Consider the following 20322-nt stretch of genomic DNA (forward strand, 5'->3'; position numbering starts at 1 on the left):
CGGAGGTGGACTCAGTCAGCTTTGAGGCGGATCCGCCAGCGCACGAAGCCGAGATAGCACGCCGAGAGCACGACCAACGCGCCGATGTCGAACAACCAGGAGCCGGTGGTGTGATGCCAGAACTTGTCATTGGGCAGCAGCGGCTCGGGCACCAATCTGGTCAGATCGATGGTCGACGACGATGACGCGAAACCCCACCGTGCCGGGGTGAACCAGGACAACTGATCGAGCACCACCCGGCCGGTGACCGGAATCAAGCCGCCGGAGAACACCAACTGGCTCATGACCGCCACCACCAGCAACGGCATGATCTGCTCGGCAGATTTGGCCAACCCGGACAACGCCAGACCCGTCATGGCCGCCGCCACGCACGTCATCGAGATATCGATGAACATCTCGAGGTTGCGGCTGGGTATCACCGCACCACCGGTCACCGCGCCCGGACCCCAGCCTTTGCCCATGATCGTGATGGCCACGACGATGGAGGACTGGACGACCGCGAACGCGGTGAACACCGCGATCTTGGCCGCCAGGTACGCGGTGGTCGAGAGGCCGACGGCCTGTTCCCGACGGAAGATCGCCCGCTCACCGATCAGAGCGCGAATGGTCAGAGCGGTGCCCATGAAGATCGCCCCGACGTTCATCATCACCAGGATCTGGCCCGGTTCGCTCGGCGCGGCGCCAAAATCAGGTGGGCCGGCCGGGAGGGGTTTACCGAAGCCAACACTGGACTTGTTCGCGCCGCCACCGGGCACCGACAGCGACAGCACACCCATGATGAACGGCAAGAACAGCAGGAACGCGGTGTAGGCGCGGTCAGCCACGACCAACCGCACCTGTCGGCGGGCGATGGTGGAGAACTGCCGCACCAGCGATGTCTTCGCCGGCGCACCCAGATCAGCCGGGGCTGCCGCGGCTGGCTGCGGCGGCGTCGGGCCGGAGCGTTGCAGGAATTGTTGGTGGGCCGCCTCCGGATCTCCGGCGACCGACGAGAAGATGTCGGCCCAGTTGGTGGTGCCCAGTTCCGGACCGATCTGGCTCGGCGTGCCGCAGAACGCGGTCAAGCCGCCGGGAGCCAACAACAGCACCTGATCGCAGACGTCCAGGTAGGTCAGCGAGTGCGTGACCACCAAAACCACACGACCGGCATCGGCCAGGTCCCGCAGCATCGTCATCACCTGGCGATCCAGCGCCGGGTCCAGGCCTGACGTCGGCTCATCCAGGATCAGCAACGACGGCCCGGTCAGCAGCTCGAGAGCGACCGAAGCACGCTTGCGCTGACCGCCGGAAAGCTTCTCCACCCGGGTGTCCAGGTGCTTCGTCATCTCGAGCTCTTCGAGCACCTGCATGACGACCTGCTCGCGGTCTTCTTTCGTGGTGTCGGGCGGCAGCCGAAGTTCTGCGGCGTACATCAGGGCTTGCCGGACGGTCAACTGACCGTGCACCACGTCGTCCTGCGGCACCATGCCGATTCGGGACCGCAGCGAGGCGTACTCGGCGTGGATGTCGTGGCCCTCGAAAGTGACGGTGCCGCTCGTCGGGTGCGTCAGGCCGGCCACCTGCTTGGAGAACGTCGACTTGCCGGCGCCGGACGGGCCGATCACCGCGGTCAACGTGCCGGGGCGGGCGTCCAGCGAGATGTTGTTCAGCAGGGTCTTGTTGCCCTCGATGGTCCACGTCAGACCGCGCACCTCGAGACCGCCGGTGCGGGTGTCGGCTGTGGTGACCGTGCGACGGGCCAGGGTGCCGCCGCTGTAGACGAGGTCGACGTTACCGATGGTGACGGTGTCGCCGTCGCGAAGCATCGCTTCCTCGACCCGCTGGCCGTTGACGAACGTGCCGTTGATGCTGCGGTTGTCGATGATCTGCGCGCCGCCGCCGGCCGACGGGACCAATGTGGCGTGGTGGCGCGATGCCAGGACGTCGGGGATGACGATGTCGTTGTCGGTGCCGCGACCGATCTTGATGGCTCCGGCCGGCACCTCGGCGTTGCGGCCGGGCCGCAGGATCTTCAGCATCGTCGTGCCGAGGTTGTTCTCGCTGGGCCGCGCCACGGCGGTCGGCCCGAACTGCGTCGCCGGCGAGCTCGGCTCGTCATGAGGCGCGATTTGTGCCGGCGCGGGCCGCGACACCGGCGCGGACGGCGGTGCGTATTGCTGCGGTGCGGTCGGGTAGCGCGGCGGCTGGGGCTGGCCGTATTGCTGCTGCGGCCCGCTCGGATACTGCGGCTGCGGACCCGACGGGCTGGAGGTCTGCGGACCGCTCGGGTAGCGCTGCTGCGCGGCCGACGGCGGCGTGTACGGCTGCTGGCTGGGCCAGGTCGCGCTGGGGCGGTGATTGGTCGTCGGCGCCGGAGTGACGGGCATGGAAGTCGTCGGCGGCGTGCCTGCGGGTCCCAGGTGCTGGCCGACCTCGAAGGTCAGCAGCGGCCCGTCGGGGTTACCGATGTTGAGTGCCGAGCCGTTGTGCAGATCGGCGGCAGGAACACGCTGCCCGTTGACGTACATCCCGTTGAGGCTGCCGTTGTCGACGGCGACCCAGCGGCCGTGATCGAAGCGCAGCATCAGGTGCGCGCGCGAGATCAGCGGGTGGGCGACGCGGAAGTCGGCGCGCAGATCGCGGCCGACGACGACGTCGTTTCCCGGCGCGAAGGTGCGAGTGGCGGCGTCATGGCGAACAGTGAGCGCTGGCAGTGCGGCTGGTCCAGTCATCGGAGGCAACTCTATCCGCTGCCGCCGACTTTCCTGGGGACCCGCCGGTTCAGTCCGGCTTCCCGGTCACCACACAGTGGGTGTGGCTGTAGATGGTCGGCATACACAGATTGCAGTGTGTGCAGCCCGATTTGACGCTGCGGTCCGCTTGAATCCGGTTGAGCAGATCCGGTTCGGCCAGCAGAGCACGGCCCATCGCGACGAACTCGAATCCCTCCGCCATCGCCAGGTCCATGGTCTCGCGGTTGGTGATGCCGCCGAGCAGGATCAGCGGCATCTTCAGCTCGGCCCGGAACTGGCGGGCGTCACGCAGCAGGTAGGCCTCGCGGTAGGGGTACTCGCGGAAGAACTTGTGGCCACTCATCCGGATGCCCCAGCTGATCGGCGGCTTGAAGTTCGCGGCGAACTCCTTGACGGGCGCGTCGCCGCGGAACAGGTACATCGGGTTGACCAGCGAGCTGCCGGCGGTCAATTCCAGCGCGTCCAGCGCGCCGTCCTCTTCCAGCCACTTGGCGGTCTGCAGCGACTCCTCCATCGGGATACCGCCGCGGACGCCGTCGCTCATGTTGAGTTTGGCGATGACGGCGATCTGGTTGCCGACGGCTTCTCTGACGGCCTGGACCGTCCCGCGGGCCACCTTGGCCCGGTTCTCCAGCGAGCCGCCGAACTCGTCGCGTCGCTTGTTGATCAGCGGGGACAGAAACGAGCTGGCGAAGTAGTTGTGGCCAAGGTGCACCTCGACGGCGTCGAAGCCGGCCTCGATCGCGAGCTTGGCGGCGCCCGCGTGCGCGGCCATGACGTCGTCGATGTCCTGGCGGGTGGCCTTGCGGGCGAACCGCATCGACAGCGGGTTGAAGAACCGCACCGGCGCCAGGGCCTTGGCCTTGTTGGTGCGTGAGTTGGCAACCGGCCCGGCATGGCCGATCTGCGCGCTGATCGCGGCACCCTCACCGTGGATGGTGTCGGTGAGCTTGCGCAGGCCGGGGATGGCCTCGGGCCGCATCCAGATCTGCCAGCCGTCGGTGCGGCCACCGGGGGACACCGCACAGTAGGCGACGGTCGTCATGCCGACGCCGCCGGCCGCGGGCAGCTGGTGGTAGCGGATCAGATCGTCGGTGACCAGGGCATCAGGGGTGGACGCTTCGAACGTCGCGGCCTTGATGATCCGGTTGCGCAGCGTGATCGGACCGAGTTTGGCTTCATTGAAAACGTCAGTGGACCCATTGGGCTGGGTGTTCACCGACGCAGCTGACCACGTGGTGTCGGGTGGTGTCAACGCCGGTTCCACCGCGCCTGACACAATGTTCGTCGTGGGTGCAATCACGCTGGACGGCAAGGCCACACGCGACGAGATCTTCACTGACCTGACCAAGCGGGTGGCGGCGCTGGCCGCTGCCGGCCGGACACCGGGTCTGGGCACCGTGCTGGTCGGCGACGACCCGGGCTCACACGCCTATGTGCGCGGCAAGCACGCCGACTGCGCCAAGGTCGGCATCAACTCGATCCGTCGGGACCTGCCCGCCGACATCAGCCAGGCCGAGCTGAACGCCGTCATCGACGAGCTGAACGCCAACCCGGAGTGCACCGGCTACATCGTGCAGTTGCCGCTGCCCAAGCACCTCGACGAGAACGCCGCGCTGGAGCGCATCGACCCCGACAAGGACGCTGACGGACTGCACCCGACCAACCTGGGCCGGCTGGTGCTGAACGAGCCCGCGCCGCTGCCGTGCACGCCGCGCGGCATCGTGCACCTGCTGCGCCGCTTCGAGGTGCCGATCGCCGGCGCGCACGTCGTGGTGATCGGCCGCGGCGTCACGGTGGGCCGGCCGATGGGGCTGCTGCTCACCCGGCGTTCGGAGAACGCGACAGTGACGTTGTGCCACACCGGAACTCGCGACCTGCCGGCACTGACCCGGCAGGCCGACATCATCATCGCCGCCGTCGGCGTGCCGCACATGCTGACCGCCGACATGGTCAAGCCGGGCGCGGCCGTCGTCGACGTGGGCGTCAGCCGGGTCGACGGCAAGCTCGCCGGTGACGTGCACCCCGACGTCTGGGAGGTGGCCGGTGCCATCTCGCCGAATCCCGGTGGCGTCGGGCCGCTGACCCGCGCCTTCCTGCTGGCCAACGTCGTCGAGGCGGAAGAGGCGAAACTGTCTTGACCGCAAAGGAATTCGCCCGCAAGGTGTTCGCCGGCCAATGGCCGATCCTGTCGGTGGGCGTGTTCTTCGTGGTGGCGTTCGCCTTGGTGATCGGCGGCTACTGGCGCCGCGGTGCGCTGGTGATGGCGATCGGTGTCGGTATCGCCGCCGCCATGCGGCTGCTGCTGACCGACGACCGCGCTGGCCTGCTGGTGGTGCGCAGCCGGATCATCGACGTCGCGACGACGGCCTCCGTCAGTGCCGTGATGCTCTACGTCGCATGGACCATCAACCCGCTGGGCACTGCCTAATCTTCTAGGTCCGAGTGGCCACCTATTGCACGGCTTTTAGCGAAAAGCGTGCAATAGGTGGCCACTCGGCGTTGGACGAGGGGAAATAAATCGGACTATAGTCCGCTTAGTTCCGTGAGGTCGGTAAGACCGTCAACCTTCAAACTGAGGAGCTCAACATGAACACGGCACTGTGGATCGTCGCCGGCGTACTGGCCTTCGTCTTCGTGGGAAGCGGCGTGCTGAAACTGGTGACTCCCAGGGAGAAGCTGGTCGCTGCGGGCCAGGGCTGGGCCGCTGACGTCGACGCGAACGCCATCCGGGGGATCGGCGCCGCCGAGGTCGCCGGAGCCATCGGCCTGATCGTGCCGCCGCTGGTCCACATCCTTCCGGTGCTGGTCCCACTGGCTGCCGTCGGCTTGGCGCTGACCATGGTCGGCGCGATCGTCACCCATGGCCGCCGCAAGGAATACCCCAACGTGGCGATCAACGTGGTGCTGCTCGGCCTGGCGCTGTTCGTGGCCTGGGGCCGGTTCGGACAGTACGCATTCTGAGTGATTTGGGCGTGTTTGGTAGCGGTGAGCGCTACCGAACACGCCCAAATCGCGTAGTCGTCCGGAGCGAAGGAGCTACCAATGACTTTCGTGATAGACCCCGAAATCGGGATCGCCCTCGGCAATCCCACCACGGCCGCACCGGGACCGCCGGTCGGTGACGTCGAAACCCGTCGACGCAACCTGACTGCGGGAATGGCGGGCGCTGCCGCAGCGTGGAACCCGATAGCCGGTGTCGACCGCGCCGACCTCACGATCGCCACCACGGATGGTTACGCCCTACCGGCACAGTGGTACCAGCTTGCCGATGCCGAAAACCCGGGCAGTGCAGTGCTTTTCCTACACGGCGGCGGGATGATCGTGCCGCTGTTGCCGATCTACGACAGCGTGGCCCGGGCCTACGTCAAAGCGACCGGAGTGCCGATACTGCTGGTCGACTAGCGGGTTGCGCCCGAGTATCCCGACCCAACGCCGGTTGAGGATTGCTATGCCGCTCTACGTTGGCTCTCCGAGCATGGCGCCGAACTCGGCGTCGATCCGAATCGCATTGCGGTGATGGGGGATAGCGCCGGTGGTGGGCTCACGGCGGGAGTGGCGCTGATGGCCCGCGATCGTCATGGCCCGGCGATCGCCGAGCTGTTGCTGATCTACCCGATGCTCGACGACCGAACCAATGAACCGGACCCACAGCTGCCCGCCGAGTACATCACCTTCGGCTATGACGACAACCGGACCGGCTGGGGCGCTCTACTGGGAGCCGAACTCGGGGGCGACGGGGTGTCGCCCTACGCGGCGCCGGCGCGGGCCACGAACCTGACGGGGTTGCCGCGCACCTACATCGAAGTGGGCGGGCTCGACATCCTGCGCGATGAGGACGTCGCGTTCGCGAGCCGACTGCTCGGGGCCGGGGTGTCCACCGAACTTCACGTCATCCCCGGTCTGCCACACGGATACGACGTGCTCGCGCCGCATGCGCGGGTGACACTGCGGGCCGTCGAGAACCGGCTGCATCGGTTGCGCAGCCTGTAGCTCCGCTAGTGGCCGCCCGTGCGAGCCAACCGGTCCTCGTGGATCTGCACCAGTTCCCGGAAGCCGAGTCGGTGATAGTGGGGCACCGGCTGTACGCCCCAGGTGTCCTGCGCGGTTTTCTGCCCGGTCGCTTCTGCGGGTCCACCGAACGGCGCGCCCGAAAATTCATAGGGGAACTTGCATTCCATGGTGTCGTCGGAGTAGCGCACCTTCATCAGTTCGCTGCAGATCTCTCTGAACGACAACGTCGGCCAGCCGTACCAGACGGCCAGTGCGGGCATGGTGAACGAACCTTCGATGACGAGTCCGAACAGGCACACGAAGAGGCCGCGCTTGAGCCACTTGTGCATGTTGGCGTAGACGGGCGTGGTGCCCAGCGGCAGGGTGTCGTCCGTCTCGGGCGACTCGGTGTCGGCGATGCTCATTCGATGTCCTTCAGTCGCTGAAGATTTCGCGGTTGACAGTGTGCAGATACGGGATGGCCAGGAACGGCGTGATGTAGAAGATGTCGTACAGCCACCAGCCGACGACCGGGAAAACCACTCCGGCATAACGGATATCGGCGAACATCGTCATGTTGAACGTGTAGCCGATCCAGATGACGATGCCGAACCAGCAGGTGATGATGAGCCACTGGTGGCCCCATCGCTTCATCTGCAGGAACGCGATACCGGCGGCGATACGCATGGTGAACACCGTCAGGATCAGCGCGACCTCCCAGGCCTTTTCGCCCGGTGCGCCGGCTCCGCCGATCCACAGTTCGTTGTAGTGCCAGAAGTGTCCGGCGTCGAACATGTTGCCCCACGCGGTGATGATGGTGCGGTTCAGCAGGGTGTGGTTGGCCAGTAGGTCCAGTGACCACCCGATGCTGTTGAGCGCGGCGTCGAGGATCACCAGATAGCCGATGAGTGTGACTATGATCGGCCGCACCGACAGCCCCGCCTTTTGCGCACGCCGTTGCAGCCAGACGCCGCGCAGGAAGAACGGCAGCCCGACGAAGCCGATGAACATCGACCCCATCAACAGGGTGCCGGTGATCAGCCAGCGGTCCGCTTGCCGTTGCGCGAGCCGGGATTCGTCGTGGTGCTGGTCGTAGCTGACGGTCGGTACCGTCGTCGCGCTCACAGCGACCACCAGCCCCGGACGATCGACATGTGCAACTGGATCAGGAACATCGCCAGCAGCCATCCGTACGCGAACAGCTGGAAGACGATCAGTGCCCGCTTGCGTTTACGATCCTGCTCGTTCATGTACGTGAATCTCCTTTTCTGACAGGGATGTTCGCGATCAATGGATGACCGCCGGTTGTAGGCACGCCGCGGCGATCTCGCGCAGACCATCCCCGATGGCGCCGTCGCTGCTCAATGGGGCCAGCACGGCGGCTTCGGCAGCCGACATCTCGTCGGCCCCTGCGGCGATCAGATGCGCTGCGGTGACCAGCACGCGGGTGGACGGTGGCTCGAAGTGGAAGACGTCGTCGGCCTGACGAATACTGTTGGCGCACTGCACGAGCCGCTGTGCGGCGCCGATGTCGATGCCCGTTTCTCCGACCAGGACGTCGGCCTCGAGTTCGGGTGCCAGATAGTTCATGGCGATGGTGACGAACCGCTGCCGGAACGACGGCTTGAGGTCCTTGAGCGAATGCCGGTAGGCCGGGTTGTACGAGCAGACCAGCAGGAACGAATCGGGCGCCGGGACCACCTCGCCGGCCCGATCCAGGTACAGGGTCCGCCGGTGATCGGTGAGCGAGTGCAGGATCGCCAATGAATCGTGGCGCGCCTCAACCACTTCGTCGAGATAGCAGATGGCGCCATCTTTGACGGCGCGGGTCAACGGGCCGTCGGTCCAGATCACATCGCCCCCGGCGACGACGAACCGGCCGACCAGGTCCGAACTCGTCAGATCGTCATGACAACTGATCGTCAGCACGGGGCGACCCAGCATGGTGCCCATGTGCTCGACGAATCGCGTCTTGCCGCAGCCTGTCGGTCCGGTGAGCATGACCGGCAGTCGCCGCTGATACGCCTGGCGGAAAGTGGTCACCTCGTTGCCGGCCGGTAGGTACGGCGAATCGGTTGCAGCCCAATCCTTCATGCGGAAACCAACTCTCGGTGCACGTGCGCCAGGACGCGGGGGAGTTCCTCGATACGGCGGATCCGCCGGGACCGTCGGGAGCCGAACACCTCGGGTAGCGGATCCACCCGGACCGGTCCCAGTCCCAGGTAGTAGACGCCGACGCCGGCCTCGTCTGCCTCACCGACCGCATGCGCGACGTCGGCCCACGCATACCGGCCTTCGTAGCCCTCATCGGAGATGAGTCCGTCGCCGATCACGATGAGCAGGCGACGCCCCGCGGGTTGGGTCAGCAGGCGGCTGGTCAGGTGCCGGATCGGTGCGCCGAGCCGCGTGTAGCCGCCCGTCACCAGACCGGACTTGCTGGGCAACGCAAAGTGGTTGTCGCTGAAGTCTTTCAGGCACCGAACCTCGACGCGGTGGCGGGTGTTGCCGCTGAAGACGAAGATGCCGTGGCGCTCCCGCGAGACCGTCATGGCCCGGGAAAGTGCGTCGGCGCACGCCAATTCGAGGTCGAACACCCGGCCCTGATGGACACCCAACGACGAGCTGCCGTCCATCAGCACGGCGGTGACGGTGTCGCGCACACTCGGCAGCAAGGCGCGGAACACCTTCGGCTCCTGCTGTGAACCCGCACGGCCGTCCGCGTAGGCCGCGACATAGGCGTCGACGTCCAGATCGCTGCCGTCCTCGAGCCGGTTGGTCATCGCGCGGTGGGTGGGGGCGTCGAACCAGCGTCGGATGTCCGGGGACGCGCCGCCGCGCTGCTCGTGCCGGGTCTGCCGGCGTTCCAGGACGGCGACGTGGTCGGGCAGGAACGCCCCGCGCCACGAATTCCATTCCGGGTAGGGGATTCCGGCGCGCTGGTCTGGCCGGACGTCCAGGTCGTCGTCCTCGGGCCGGCTGGCCGGCGGGAGGTTGGCATTGCGGACACCGCCTTCACCGCCGACCGGGATCGACATCAGGCGTTGGGTGTCCGAGCGCGATGACGTCCACGGCATGCGTCCGAGCGTCCGCCGGACCGTGCTGGCCAGCGTCCGGGTGGCGGCCGCGCTGAGCGGCGGGGCGCCCAGCACCGGGTAGTCCGCCAACCGGACCCCGGAGCGTGCCAATGCGTCTGTTCGACTGAGGATTTCGCTCGCATCGAGATCCGGGTCGGCCGGTTCCAGCCCGGAGAGCGTCCGGCGCGCTTCCGGGAGTAGACCGGGCCAGCGGCCTGCCACCCAGCCCAGCGCAACCCCGCCCTCGACCAGCTTGAGCGCACCGAGTTCTCGCGCGGACAACCGGTGCAGCGGATACTGCGCGATCCGGTCTTTCGAGGGTGCGCACTGCAGGGCGATGCCGCAGCTGTAGGTCCGCAACGACCAGTCGGGTGCGGGCGCCGGGTATGGGGCGTGGACGACGGTCTGGCTGGCGCTGAGCCCGAAGCGGCGCTGCTCGCCGGAGATCAGCCGCACCCCGGTCCGTCGTCGTTCGGACAGCGCGACCGCGGTCACCGCGCAGGCCCGCTCGAGTTCTGCGGCGGTAATCGACTGGGACACTTGCGGACCGGGTAACTCAGAAGGTCCCGATGTTGGAGAACATCCAGTACCAGAACGCGATGAGGGCGGCCATGGCACCCCATGCGATGGCGAGCCGGGCGATTTCCTGCCACATGGATGTCTCCTACGGTTAGCGGGCTGCGATACCCCGCAGTGCGGTGTTGACGAAGTTGTCCAGCAGCGCGGTACGGATCTGGTCCGCTCCGCGACTGGTGGTCAGCAGGGCGTAGAGGCTGAGCAGGAAGTAGACCGCGCTGTGGAATGGGTCGACGTCCGCGTCGGCTTCGCCGGCCTGGCGTGCCCGTTCGATCTCCTGGACCACCAGCACGATGACCCGGTGGTCGGTCCATTCGTCGTCCAGCGGGCGATTCGACGAGAAGTGCAGAGCCAGTACATCTTTGAAGAGCAGTCGGCCGAGCCGTTGCTCCACGGCCACGATGACCCGGACGACCTCGGTGAGCGCCGCTTCGAGGGTGTGTGGGGTCTGTAGGAACTTGGCGAGCTCGCGACCGGCGGACTCCTCGGCTTGGCGCTCGAGCTCGAACAGCACGTGTTCCTTGGTGGGGAAGTGGAAGTAGAACGTGCCATGCGCGACGCCCGCGGCGCTGATGATGGCTCCGACGTCGGCGTTCGCCATTCCGGCCCGCTTGAACTCGGTGACTGCGGCGTCGAGCACGCGCTGACGGGTTTCCAGCCGTTTGGCTTCTCGCAGCGATGGTTTGGCGGTGGTGCGGGTCATGGTGGCTCAAGTTGTACTCGCTTTACTGACCAGAGTCAATGACTTCAGTCAGCCATATTCACAATAAATTGCCCGCTGGGCAAACTTGCCCGACATGCAAAATTGTCCGTATGGTGGTGCCATGACCGAATCAGCTGAAACTGGTCTGCGCGAACGAAAGAAGCTCGACACGCGCCGAGCACTCAGTGACGCGGCGCTGCAGCTGGCGTTCGACCGCGGTGGGCTGGATGCCGTCACTCGCGAGGAAATCGCGGCACTGGCGGGGGTGTCCTTGCGGACCTTCAACAACTACTTCACCGGCAAGTACGAGGCGCTGGCCTACCGCATTGCCGAGCGGATGCGGCGCAGTGTCGCGGTGTTCCGGTCGCGGCCGGCCGATGAACCGCTGTGGACGTCGATCATCGAGGCCGTGACGGGCACGCTCGAAGCGGACATGGTCGACATCACGGGTGCAGATCTGATTCCGGACCGCCGAGAACTGGTCGAAGTGCGAAAACTGATGATGCGAACCGAGGTTCGTAACGCCGTGCCACACGACCTCTTCGAAGACTGGGTGGTGGCCATCGCCGAGCGAACCGGCCTCGGCCCTGACGACATGTACCCGCGTCTGGTGGTGGCCGTGGTCCGCGCCATCGGCGACACCGCGATGGAGGCGTACGCGAACGCCGATCCGCCGGTCGCCATCACCCAACTGATGCGCGCGGGTTTCGATGCCGTCATCGCGGGACTGCCCGAACCGAACAGCACGAAGGAGTGAGCATGCCCGCTGACGTCGTGATCTCCGGCGCCGGACCCAACGGCCTGATGATGGCCTGCGAGCTCGCCCTCGCCGGCATCAAACCGGTCATCCTTGACGCGCTGCCCGGGCCCGGCGATGAGCCCAAGGCCAACGGCCTTGTCGGACAGGTGATCCGGCAGCTCGACATGCGTGGCCTCTACCAGGCATTCACGGGCGATCCCAACGCGCCGCAGCCCGCTTACGGCTGGATGTTCTCCGGCCTGCCGCTGGATTTTGTTGGCGTCGAGAGTAATCCGATGCGTGCCGTGCTGATGAAGCAGCCCCGGTTGGTCCAGTTGCTGTACGAGCGGGCCCAGACTCTCGGGGTCGAGGCGCGGTGGGGACACGCCGTGACCGCGCTGTCGGCCGGGACTGACGGTGTCACCGTCGATGTGGCCGCGCCCGACGGCGCCTATGTGCTGGAAGCGGATTGGCTGGTGGGTGCCGACGGTGGCCGCAGTACCGTCCGTAAGCAGTCGGGTATCGGCTTTCCCGGACACACGTCGCCGACGGTGGCCCGGTTGGCGCACGTGCGCATCGCCGACGAGTTACGCACCTCCGACGGCGAGTTCGATGTGCCTGGATTCGGGCGGATTCCTTTTGGGCACAACCGTTATGACACCGGTATGGTGATCTTCTTCGAGGCCCACGGAGATCCGCCGATGCTGGGCACCCTCGAGTTCGGTTCACTGCCCGAGGATGCGCCGGGGGAGTTGACGTATGACGAACTCCGGCGGAGCCTGCGCCGGGTGCTCGGGGTCGACGTGCCGTTCGAAGTGCCGACCGGACCCGGTCCGTTCGCGATGCGCCGTATCGACGGCCAGAACACCCGGCAGGCCGACGCCTACCGGTCCGGCCGCATTCTGCTGATCGGTGATGCCGCACATGTGCATTCGGCAATGGGTGGTCCTGGGCTGAACCTCGGTCTGCAGGACACCTTGAATCTGGGCTGGAAGCTGGCCGCCGTCATCAATGGCTGGGCACCAGCGGACATACTCGACACCTATGAATCCGAGCGCTACCCGGTCGGCGAGCGCGTCATGATGCATTCGCTGGCCCAGATCGCGCTCACCGCGCCCGGACCCGAGGTGCGCGCCTTGCGCACGCTTCTGGGTGAACTATTCGAGCTGCCCGATACGGCCGCCCATATGGCCGGACTACTGGCGGGCGCGGACGTTCGCTACGACATGGGTGGCGTCCCGCACCGATTTACCGGATACATGGTGCCGGAAGCGACGCTGGACGACGGACGTCGTCTCACCGATCTGCTGCACCATGGTCGGGGCGTGATGCTCGACCTCGCCGGCGGTGCGGTGGCTGCAGTCGCCGCACCATGGGACCGCCGCATCGACATGGTGGTCGCCGACATGGCCGACGGACCCGCCGCGATGCTGATCCGGCCCGACGGCTATGTCGCCTGGGCCGCAGACGCTTTCGCCGCAGCGGATGCCGAGGACCTACGTGCGGCCCTGGAGCGGTGGTTCGGTCCGGCTGAGATCAGCGCCTGAGTGCGCGGCGCGCGACGCCGGGGTAGGCGGCGAGTTTGGGACCGAGCAGCAAGGCGAAGACCGTCACCGCGAGCCAGGGCCGCAGATGCGGGCGCAGTCGCCGGATCAGTCCGGTGTCGTCGAGTTCGAACACGAGGGCATCGGTGATGGTGAGGCCCGCGATGCGCCCGCGGCTCACCGCGACGCGCGTGGGCCCGTCGCCGATGACGTTCTCCCACTCCAGGTCTCGCATGCCGGAGTAGACCGCGGTCAGCAGGACGCGGAGGTCGTCCCGGCCGCGGAACACCATGCGTCCCGACAACGGGGAGATCAGCTCCGCGTCGGGAGCCAGCGCGGCGATGAACCGGTCGACATCTCCGGTGCGCGTGGCCGCGCAGAACGTCGCGACCGAATCTGTGCTTGTCGTCATCAGAACCCCCTGTGGGTCGCTTGCTATTTGCAACCTACCTAAACAGAGTCCATTGCAGAAAGCAATGGACTAGGCTGGTGCGATGTCCAAGCAGTCTTTTGGCGACATCTCCTGCTCGATCGCGCGGGCGCTCGACGTGGTGGGGCAACGGTGGACTGCCCTGGTGCTGCGGGACTTGTTCGCGGGGCTGGCGCGGTTCGAGGACATCCGCCGTGATCTCGGTATCGCCTCGAACGTCCTGGCCGCGCGTCTCGACGATCTGGAGCGGCACGCGATCGTGGAGCGGCGCCAATATCAGAGCGCGCCACCGCGTTTCGAGTACGTACTCACCGACAAGGGGCGGGACCTCTATCCGGTGATCGTGACCCTGCTCGCCTGGGGCGACAAGTGGGCAGCGGGGGATGGCGGACCCCCGGCGCTGCTGGTGCACGACGAATGCGGCTGTGTCACAACGGCAAAGGCCGTGTGCGCTGAATGCGGTGGGGAACTCGAGGCACAGTCGACGACCGCGGTGCCCGGGCCTGGTGCGCGCGTCGGCCCGGGGACCGCGGTCATCGGAGGTTTTCTGGCTCCCGGCGAACCGGACGCCTAGGCCAGCGTCGCCCGCACGCAGTGGGTGACGTATGGCAGCGCCAGGCCGGTGCTGCTGGCCAGTGCCGGATGCGTATTCAGCAGCTCGCGCACCTCACCCAACACCTTCCGGCGCACGTCTGCGGGTGAGGTGATGCAGTAGCTCCGGGACGCGACGAGGTCCAGAAGCGCTTGCGGCGTAAGGTAACTCGTCCACTCGAACCGGTGGGTCTCGATGTCGGTGAAGCCGCCGCACAGCGAATCCGCGGACGGGTCGTGCTCGCAGCCGATGATGCGGTTCAGTTCTTTGACCCAGCCCAGCCGCTCGTCGCGGATGTTCCAGATCAGACCCAACCGGCCGCCCGGCCGCAGCACCCGAGCCACTTCCGCTGCGGCCCGCTCCGGGTCGAACCAGTGCCAGGCCTGCGCCACGAGCACCGCGTCAACACTGTTGTCCGGCAACGGGATTTCCTCGGCCGTACCGAGCAGGGCCGGCACCGATGGCAGCGACCCGCTGAGCACCTCGAGCATCTCGGGGATGGGGTCGACGGCGGTGACCGTCAGGCCGCGTTCGGCCAGCCGGACGGTCAGCTTGCCGGTACCGGCGCCGAGGTCGAGAACGTCGACGGCGCCGGTGGGTAGCAGCCAGTTGATGGACTCCGGCGGATACGACGGGCGTCCCCGTTCGTAGGCAGCAGCCTGCTCTCCGAAGGACAGCGAGCGTTCGCCCGTCACCGGGAGGCCACGTCGAGCGTCTGGCGGATCAGCAGGCCCACCTTGTCGGTCTCGACCAGGAAACCGTCATGGCCGTAGTCGGACTCGATGACCTCGAGACCCGGACAACCCGGCAGCAGCGTGGCCAGTTCCTCTTGCAGCCGAATGGGATACAGCCGGTCGGAGGTGATGCCCCCGATGATCACCGGCACCGGGCACTTGGACAAGGCCGCCGCGACGCCACCTCGTCCACGCCCGACATCGTGACTGCTCAGCGCATCCGTCAGTGCCACGTAGGTGCCCGCGTCGAATCGCGCGGCGAGCTTGCGGCCCTGGTACTCCAGGTAGCTCTCGACCGCGTAAAGGCCGTCGGCGGCACTCTTTTCATGGTTCTGCGCGGTGTTGCGGAACCGGTCGTCGAGTTCCTTCTCGCCGCGGTACGTCAGATGCGCGAACCGGCGGGCGATCTGGATGCCGTCGTCGGGGGTGCGGCCCGTCAGGTAGTAGTCGCCGCCGGCCCAGTTCGGGTCGGATTTGATGGCCGCGACCTGTGCGCACTGGGTGCCGATCTGGTCGGCGGTGGCCCGGGCGCCGACTGCCAGCACCAGGCCGGCCCGCACCGTATCGGGATGTCCCACAAGCCATTCCAGCGCCCGCGCGCCGCCCATCGAGCCGCCGACGACGGCGGCCACCTGGGTGATGCCGAGGGCCGCCAGGGCAGCCAGATCGGCGTTCACCTGATCGCGCACCGTGATGGCGGGAAACCTGGAGCCCCAGGGCTTTCCGTCGGGCGCGAGCGAGCTGGGGCCCGTGGACCCGCGGCAGCCGCCGAGCACGTTGGTGGCGACGGCGCACCAGCGGTCGGTGTCGATCGGGGCACCTGGGCCGGCGACGCCGTCCCACCAGCCGCCGGTCGGATGGTCGGGCCCGGCCGGACCGGTGACGTGGGAGTCACCGGTCAGCGCGTGCAGCACCATCACCACGTTGTCGGCGGCGGGGGACAGCTCGCCCCAACGCTGCACCGCGATGGACACGTCGGGCAGCACGATGCCGCTCTCCAGCGTCAGCGAGCCGATGTTGACCACACCGGTCTCGCCTTCGGCAGGCAGCAGCGGCGCTGCGGATATGTCAGACACGGGCACGTCGATAATCGTCACACCAAGGCCGCCTTTCGGTCGGCACCCCCCACCGAACCGGCGGCAGCAAATCCCTGCTCCAGGTCGGCGAGGATGTCCTCGATGCCCTCGATGCCGACAGCCAGACGCACCAGGCCCGGGGTGACACCGGAGGCCAGCTGCTCCTCGGCCGTCAGCTGCTGGTGCGTCGTCGACGCCGGGTGGATGACCAGCGACCGGACGTCACCGATGTTCGCCACGTGGCTGTGCAGCGTCAGCGCGTTCACGAACGCCTTGCCCGCCTCGATGCCTCCGGTCAGTTCGAACGACAGCACCGCACCGGTGCCCTTGGGGGCCAGCTTGCGACCCAGCTCGTACCAGGGGGAGGACGGCAGGCCGGCGTAGTTCACCGAGAGCACGTCGGGGCGGCCGTCGAGGTACTCGGCGACCTTCTGCGCGTTGGACACATGGCGTTCAACGCGCAGCGACAGCGTTTCCAATCCCTGCGCGATGAGGAAGGCGTTGAAGGGTGCCAGGGCGCTGCCCAAATCGCGCAGCAGCTGCACCCGCGCCTTGAGTGCGTAGGCCGGCGCGCCGAGGTCGGCGAACACCACGCCGTGGTAGCTCGGGTCGGGCTCGGTGAAGCCGGGGAACTTGCCGTTGGTCCAGTCGAAGGTGCCACCGTCGACGATGACGCCGGCGATCGCCGAGCCATGTCCGCCCAGGTACTTGGTGGCCGAGTGGACGACGATGTCGGCGCCGTGGGCCAGCGGCTGGATCAGGTACGGGGTGGCGACGGTGTTGTCGACGATCAGCGGCACGCCGTTTTCGTGCGCGACGCCCGAGACGCCGGGGATGTCCAGGATGTCGATCTTCGGGTTGGAGATGGTCTCAGAGAAGAAGGCCTTGGTGTTCGGCTGCACCGCGGCGCGCCACGAGTCCAGATCGTCGGGGTCGGCCACGAAGCTGACCTCGAGGCCGAGCTTCGGCAGCGTGTAGTGCAGCAGGTTGTAGGTACCGCCGTAGAGCCGCGGCGAGGCCACGATGTGGTCGCCGGCACCGGCGATGTTCAGGATCGCGAAGGTCGCGGCGGCCTGCCCGGACGACACGAACAGCGCGGCCACGCCGCCCTCGAGCGCGGCGACGCGCTGCTCGACCACGTCGGTGGTCGGGTTCATGATGCGGGTGTAGATGTTGCCCGGCTCGGCCAACCCGAACAGCGCGGCGGCGTGGTCGGTGTCGCGGAACGTGTACGACGTCGTCTGGTAGATCGGCAACGCACGGGCATTGGTAGCGCTATCGGGGCTCTGACCTGCGTGGATCTGCTTCGTCTCGAAGCTCCAGCTTGCGGTGGGGTCGATGGCCTCAGTGGTCATGTTAAGGGTGTCTCCTGTGAGTCTTTAGGTACGACGAATGGGTTCGCGAACTCTGCGAATCACGGACAGCGACACATAGAATGCCTCCACTCACCCAGTCATCCGGGTCCGTGGTGGCGGACCCGCGCTTGCCTCGCAGCCGGTATGCGGCTGCTCAACCTGGTCGTCTCCCGGGGCACCCCACCGCGGATGGAGGGTTGCCGGCCAGCAAGCCGGGGCTTGACGCTGGCACTCATGACCGCTTTCGAGGGTATCGCAAGTGGCTCGGCAACTGCTAGCTGGTCCCGTCCGGTGGGCGGGAGACGCGTGCCGCTGCCGGCCGGCGTTCGCGCAGCCTGTCGGTATCGATCCAGATCTGTGTGCGTCAGACCGGACCACCGGAAGCTTGTCGTGCCGGTCACGGTAACTTCGTAACCGTCGTGCCAACGCGTAGTCATGTGCAGACGCCGGACTCGACATAGATTTTCGTACGTACCGTCCGTGACGCCGGGAGAGTGACCATGAGTGGCGAGAAACCATCCATCATCTACACATTGACCGACGAGGCGCCGCTGCTCGCGACGTACGCCTTCCTGCCGGTCGTGCGCACCTTCGCCGGTGCCGCCGGCATCGATGTCCAGACCAGTGATATCTCGGTGGCGGCTCGCATCCTCGCCGAGTTCAGTGAATACCTGACCGACGAGCAGAAGGTCCCCGACAACCTGGGCGAGCTGGGCCGGCTGACCCAGTCCCCGGACACCAACATCATCAAGCTGCCCAACATCAGTGCGTCGGTGCCGCAGCTCGTCGCGGCGATCAAGGAGCTCAAGGAAAAGGGCTACAACCTGCCCGACTACCCGGGAGACCCGAAGACCGACGAGGAGAAGGCGATCAAGGATCGCTACGGCAAGTGTCTCGGAAGCGCGGTGAACCCGGTACTGCGCGAAGGCAACTCGGACCGTCGCGCGCCGAAGGCCGTCAAGGAATATGCCCGCAAGCACCCGCACAGCATGGGCAAGTGGTCGCAGGCCTCTCGCACGCACGTCGCCACCATGAAGACCGGCGACTTCTACCACGGCGAGCAGTCCATGACGCTGGACAAGGCCCGCAATGTCAAGATGGTCTTGAAGACCAAGTCGGGCAAGACGATTGACCTCAAGCCGCTGGTCAAGCTCGACGCCGGCGACGTCATCGACTCGATGTACATGAGCAAGAAGGCGCTCATCGAGTTCTACGAGGAGCAGATGGACGACGCCTACAAGACGGGCGTCATGTTCTCCCTGCACGTCAAGGCGACCATGATGAAGGTCAGCCACCCGATCGTGTTCGGTCACGCCGTGCGCATCTTCTACAAGGACGCATTCGCCAAGCACCAGAAGCTGTTTGACGAGCTGGGTGTCAATGTCAACAACGGGCTCTCCGACCTGTACGACAAGATTTCGACGCTGCCCAAGTCGCTGCACGACGAGATCGTCGACGACCTGCACAAGTGCCATGAGCACCGGCCGGAATTGGCCATGGTCGACTCGGCCCGCGGCATCTCGAACTTCCACTCGCCGTCCGACGTGATCGTCGACGCCTCGATGCCGGCCATGATCCGGCTCGGCGGGAAGATGTACGGCGCCGACGGAAAGCTCAAGGACACCAAGGCCGTCAACCCCGAGTCGACGTTCTCCCGGATGTACCAAGAGATCATCAACTTCTGTAAGACCCACGGCCAGTTCGACCCGACGACCATGGGCACGGTCCCCAACGTCGGCCTCATGGCGCAGAAGGCCGAGGAATACGGCAGCCACGACAAGACCTTCGAGATCCCGGAGGACGGCGTCGCCAACATCGTCGACGTGGACAGCGGCGAGGTCCTGCTGACCACCGCCGTCGAGGAAGGCGACATCTGGCGCATGCCCGTCGTCAAAGATGCGCCGATCCGCGACTGGGTCAAGCTGGCTGTCACGCGGGCCCGCAACTCTGGTATGCCCGTGGTGTTCTGGCTGGACCAGGAACGTCCGCACGAGAACGAGCTGCGCAAGAAGGTCGCGACCTACCTCAAGGACCACGACACCGAGGGCCTGGACATCTCCGTGATGTCGCAGGAGCGGGCCATGCGGCACACCATCGAGCGGGTGATGCGCGGGCAGGACACCATCGCCGCCACCGGCAACATCCTGCGTGACTACCTCACCGACCTCTTCCCGATCCTGGAGCTGGGCACCAGCGCCAAGATGCTGTCGATCGTGCCGCTGATGGCCGGCGGCGGTCTGTACGAGACCGGTGCCGGTGGTTCGGCGCCCAAGCACGTGCAGCAGTTGGTCGAGGAGAACCACCTGCGCTGGGACTCGCTGGGCGAGTTCTTGGCCCTCGGCGCCAGCTTGGAGGACCTGGGCAACAAGACCGACGACGCCCGGGCGCTGCTGTTGGCCAAGACGCTCGACCAGGCGACCGGAAAGCTGTTGGACGAGAACAAGAGTCCGTCGCGGCGCACCGGCGAGCTGGACAACCGGGGCAGCCAGTTCTACCTGGCCATGTACTGGGCGCAGGAGCTGGCGCGGCAGACCGATGACGCCGAGCTGGCCGCCAAGTTCGCCCCGCTGGCCAAGACGCTGGCCGAGAACGAGGAGAAGATCGTCGCGGAACTGGCTGCGGCGCAAGGCAGCCCGGCCGATATCGGTGGCTACTACGCGCCGGACCCAGAGAAGACGGCGGCCGTGATGCGGCCGAGCACCACCTTCAACGCGGCGCTGGCCTCCGCTCAGGAGTAGTCGCAAATCGAACGACGTGCACCCGGGGCGCTCTTG

Annotated in this window: 20 protein-coding genes, 1 pseudogene and 1 riboswitch; of the genes and pseudogenes, 9 read left to right on the plus strand and 12 right to left on the minus strand. The window is 66.6% G+C overall.

Annotation, left to right across the window (positions count from 1 at the left end; genetic code table 11):
- Positions 1-11 precede the first annotated feature (11 nt).
- Both ACNO8X_RS10515 and ACNO8X_RS10520 read right to left on the minus strand, forming a co-directional pair.
- Complete coding sequence (locus tag ACNO8X_RS10515) at positions 12-2711, minus strand: FHA domain-containing protein (protein ID WP_418005230.1); 2700 nt, start codon at positions 2709-2711, stop codon at positions 12-14.
- 49 nt (positions 2712-2760) lie between these two features.
- Positions 2761-3951: an NADH:flavin oxidoreductase gene (locus ACNO8X_RS10520; RefSeq protein ID WP_418005231.1), complete on the minus strand. Its 1191-nt coding sequence runs from the start codon at positions 3949-3951 to the stop codon at positions 2761-2763.
- 70 nt (positions 3952-4021) lie between these two features.
- On the opposite strand from ACNO8X_RS10520, the gene ACNO8X_RS10525 reads away from it, so the two are divergent.
- The 5 genes and pseudogenes from ACNO8X_RS10525 to ACNO8X_RS10545 form a co-directional block, all read left to right on the plus strand.
- Positions 4022-4873 (plus strand): bifunctional methylenetetrahydrofolate dehydrogenase/methenyltetrahydrofolate cyclohydrolase, encoded by an 852-nt coding sequence (locus ACNO8X_RS10525; protein WP_133759810.1) that lies wholly within the window; start codon positions 4022-4024, stop codon positions 4871-4873.
- Positions 4870-5163, plus strand: a complete 294-nt coding sequence (locus tag ACNO8X_RS10530; RefSeq protein WP_043397716.1) for a DUF3017 domain-containing protein — start codon at positions 4870-4872, stop codon at positions 5161-5163. Before ACNO8X_RS10525 ends, ACNO8X_RS10530 begins: the two co-directional genes overlap by 4 nt.
- A 158-nt stretch (positions 5164-5321) precedes the next feature.
- Positions 5322-5696, plus strand: a complete 375-nt coding sequence (locus tag ACNO8X_RS10535; RefSeq protein WP_418005232.1) for a DoxX family protein — start codon at positions 5322-5324, stop codon at positions 5694-5696.
- Between the two features lie 81 nt (positions 5697-5777).
- Positions 5778-6137: a hypothetical protein gene (locus ACNO8X_RS10540; RefSeq protein WP_418005233.1), complete on the plus strand. Its 360-nt coding sequence runs from the start codon at positions 5778-5780 to the stop codon at positions 6135-6137.
- A 12-nt stretch (positions 6138-6149) separates the two neighbouring features.
- A pseudogene (locus ACNO8X_RS10545) lies at positions 6150-6725 on the plus strand (alpha/beta hydrolase); the annotation flags it as partial.
- A gap of 5 nt (positions 6726-6730) precedes the next feature.
- Here the strand turns inward: ACNO8X_RS10545 and ACNO8X_RS10550 are convergent.
- The 6 genes from ACNO8X_RS10550 to ACNO8X_RS10575 all read right to left on the minus strand — a co-directional run bounded on the left by ACNO8X_RS10550 (position 6731) and on the right by ACNO8X_RS10575 (position 11078).
- A complete protein-coding gene (locus ACNO8X_RS10550; protein ID WP_418005234.1) occupies positions 6731-7150 on the minus strand; it encodes a hypothetical protein in 420 nt (139 codons plus the stop codon).
- Positions 7151-7160: 10 nt separating this feature from the next.
- Complete coding sequence (locus tag ACNO8X_RS10555) at positions 7161-7850, minus strand: hypothetical protein (RefSeq protein ID WP_418005235.1); 690 nt, start codon at positions 7848-7850, stop codon at positions 7161-7163.
- Positions 7847-7975, minus strand: a complete 129-nt coding sequence (locus ACNO8X_RS10560) for a hypothetical protein (RefSeq protein ID WP_256370088.1) — start codon at positions 7973-7975, stop codon at positions 7847-7849. Before ACNO8X_RS10560 ends, ACNO8X_RS10555 begins: the two co-directional genes overlap by 4 nt.
- Positions 7976-8012: 37 nt before the next feature.
- A complete protein-coding gene (locus ACNO8X_RS10565) occupies positions 8013-8819 on the minus strand; it encodes a CbbQ/NirQ/NorQ/GpvN family protein (protein ID WP_418005236.1) in 807 nt (268 codons plus the stop codon).
- Entirely contained in the window at positions 8816-10339 is a 1524-nt protein-coding gene (locus ACNO8X_RS10570) for a nitric oxide reductase activation protein NorD (RefSeq protein WP_418005237.1), read from the minus strand. The genes ACNO8X_RS10565 and ACNO8X_RS10570 overlap by 4 nt, the downstream gene beginning before the upstream one ends.
- Before the next feature lie 130 nt (positions 10340-10469).
- Entirely contained in the window at positions 10470-11078 is a 609-nt protein-coding gene (locus tag ACNO8X_RS10575) for a TetR family transcriptional regulator (RefSeq protein ID WP_418005238.1), read from the minus strand.
- A 121-nt stretch (positions 11079-11199) separates the two neighbouring features.
- Here ACNO8X_RS10575 and ACNO8X_RS10580 point away from each other — a divergent pair, with 121 nt between their 5' ends.
- Together ACNO8X_RS10580 and ACNO8X_RS10585 are read left to right on the plus strand one after the other, a co-directional pair.
- The gene (locus ACNO8X_RS10580; RefSeq protein ID WP_418005239.1) at positions 11200-11835 is read left to right on the plus strand and encodes a TetR family transcriptional regulator; all 636 of its coding nucleotides are present in this window, start codon (positions 11200-11202) and stop codon (positions 11833-11835) included.
- Between the two features lie 2 nt (positions 11836-11837).
- A complete protein-coding gene (locus tag ACNO8X_RS10585; RefSeq protein ID WP_418005240.1) occupies positions 11838-13364 on the plus strand; it encodes an FAD-dependent monooxygenase in 1527 nt (508 codons plus the stop codon).
- Here the strand turns inward: ACNO8X_RS10585 and ACNO8X_RS10590 are convergent.
- Positions 13354-13773, minus strand: coding sequence for a nuclear transport factor 2 family protein (locus ACNO8X_RS10590; RefSeq protein ID WP_418005241.1), 420 nt, complete (start codon positions 13771-13773; stop codon positions 13354-13356). The two genes, ACNO8X_RS10585 and ACNO8X_RS10590, sit on opposite strands and share 11 nt — an antisense overlap.
- An 82-nt stretch (positions 13774-13855) precedes the next feature.
- On the opposite strand from ACNO8X_RS10590, the gene ACNO8X_RS10595 reads away from it, so the two are divergent.
- The gene (locus tag ACNO8X_RS10595; RefSeq protein WP_418005242.1) at positions 13856-14365 is read left to right on the plus strand and encodes a winged helix-turn-helix transcriptional regulator; all 510 of its coding nucleotides are present in this window, start codon (positions 13856-13858) and stop codon (positions 14363-14365) included.
- Here ACNO8X_RS10595 and ACNO8X_RS10600 read toward each other — a convergent pair.
- The 3 genes from ACNO8X_RS10600 to ACNO8X_RS10610 are packed head-to-tail and all read right to left on the minus strand — an operon-like array spanning position 14362 to position 17548.
- Entirely contained in the window at positions 14362-15078 is a 717-nt protein-coding gene (locus tag ACNO8X_RS10600) for a class I SAM-dependent methyltransferase (RefSeq protein WP_260937742.1), read from the minus strand. The genes ACNO8X_RS10595 and ACNO8X_RS10600 overlap by 4 nt on opposite strands.
- Positions 15075-16214 (minus strand): homoserine O-acetyltransferase MetX, encoded by a 1140-nt coding sequence (gene metX, locus ACNO8X_RS10605; protein WP_418005243.1) that lies wholly within the window; start codon positions 16212-16214, stop codon positions 15075-15077. The genes ACNO8X_RS10600 and metX overlap by 4 nt, the downstream gene beginning before the upstream one ends.
- A complete protein-coding gene (locus ACNO8X_RS10610) occupies positions 16211-17548 on the minus strand; it encodes a bifunctional o-acetylhomoserine/o-acetylserine sulfhydrylase (RefSeq protein ID WP_418005244.1) in 1338 nt (445 codons plus the stop codon). The genes metX and ACNO8X_RS10610 overlap by 4 nt, the downstream gene beginning before the upstream one ends.
- A 119-nt stretch (positions 17549-17667) precedes the next feature.
- Positions 17668-17788, minus strand: a riboswitch (SAM riboswitch).
- A gap of 260 nt (positions 17789-18048) precedes the next feature.
- On the opposite strand from ACNO8X_RS10610, the gene ACNO8X_RS10615 reads away from it, so the two are divergent.
- Positions 18049-20286: an NADP-dependent isocitrate dehydrogenase gene (locus ACNO8X_RS10615; protein WP_418005245.1), complete on the plus strand. Its 2238-nt coding sequence runs from the start codon at positions 18049-18051 to the stop codon at positions 20284-20286.
- The last annotated feature ends 36 nt before the right edge of the window (positions 20287-20322 follow it).

Origin of the sequence: Mycobacterium sp. PDNC021 (genome assembly GCF_048282635.1) — a bacterium.
Taxonomy (GTDB): domain Bacteria; phylum Actinomycetota; class Actinomycetes; order Mycobacteriales; family Mycobacteriaceae; genus Mycobacterium; species Mycobacterium llatzerense.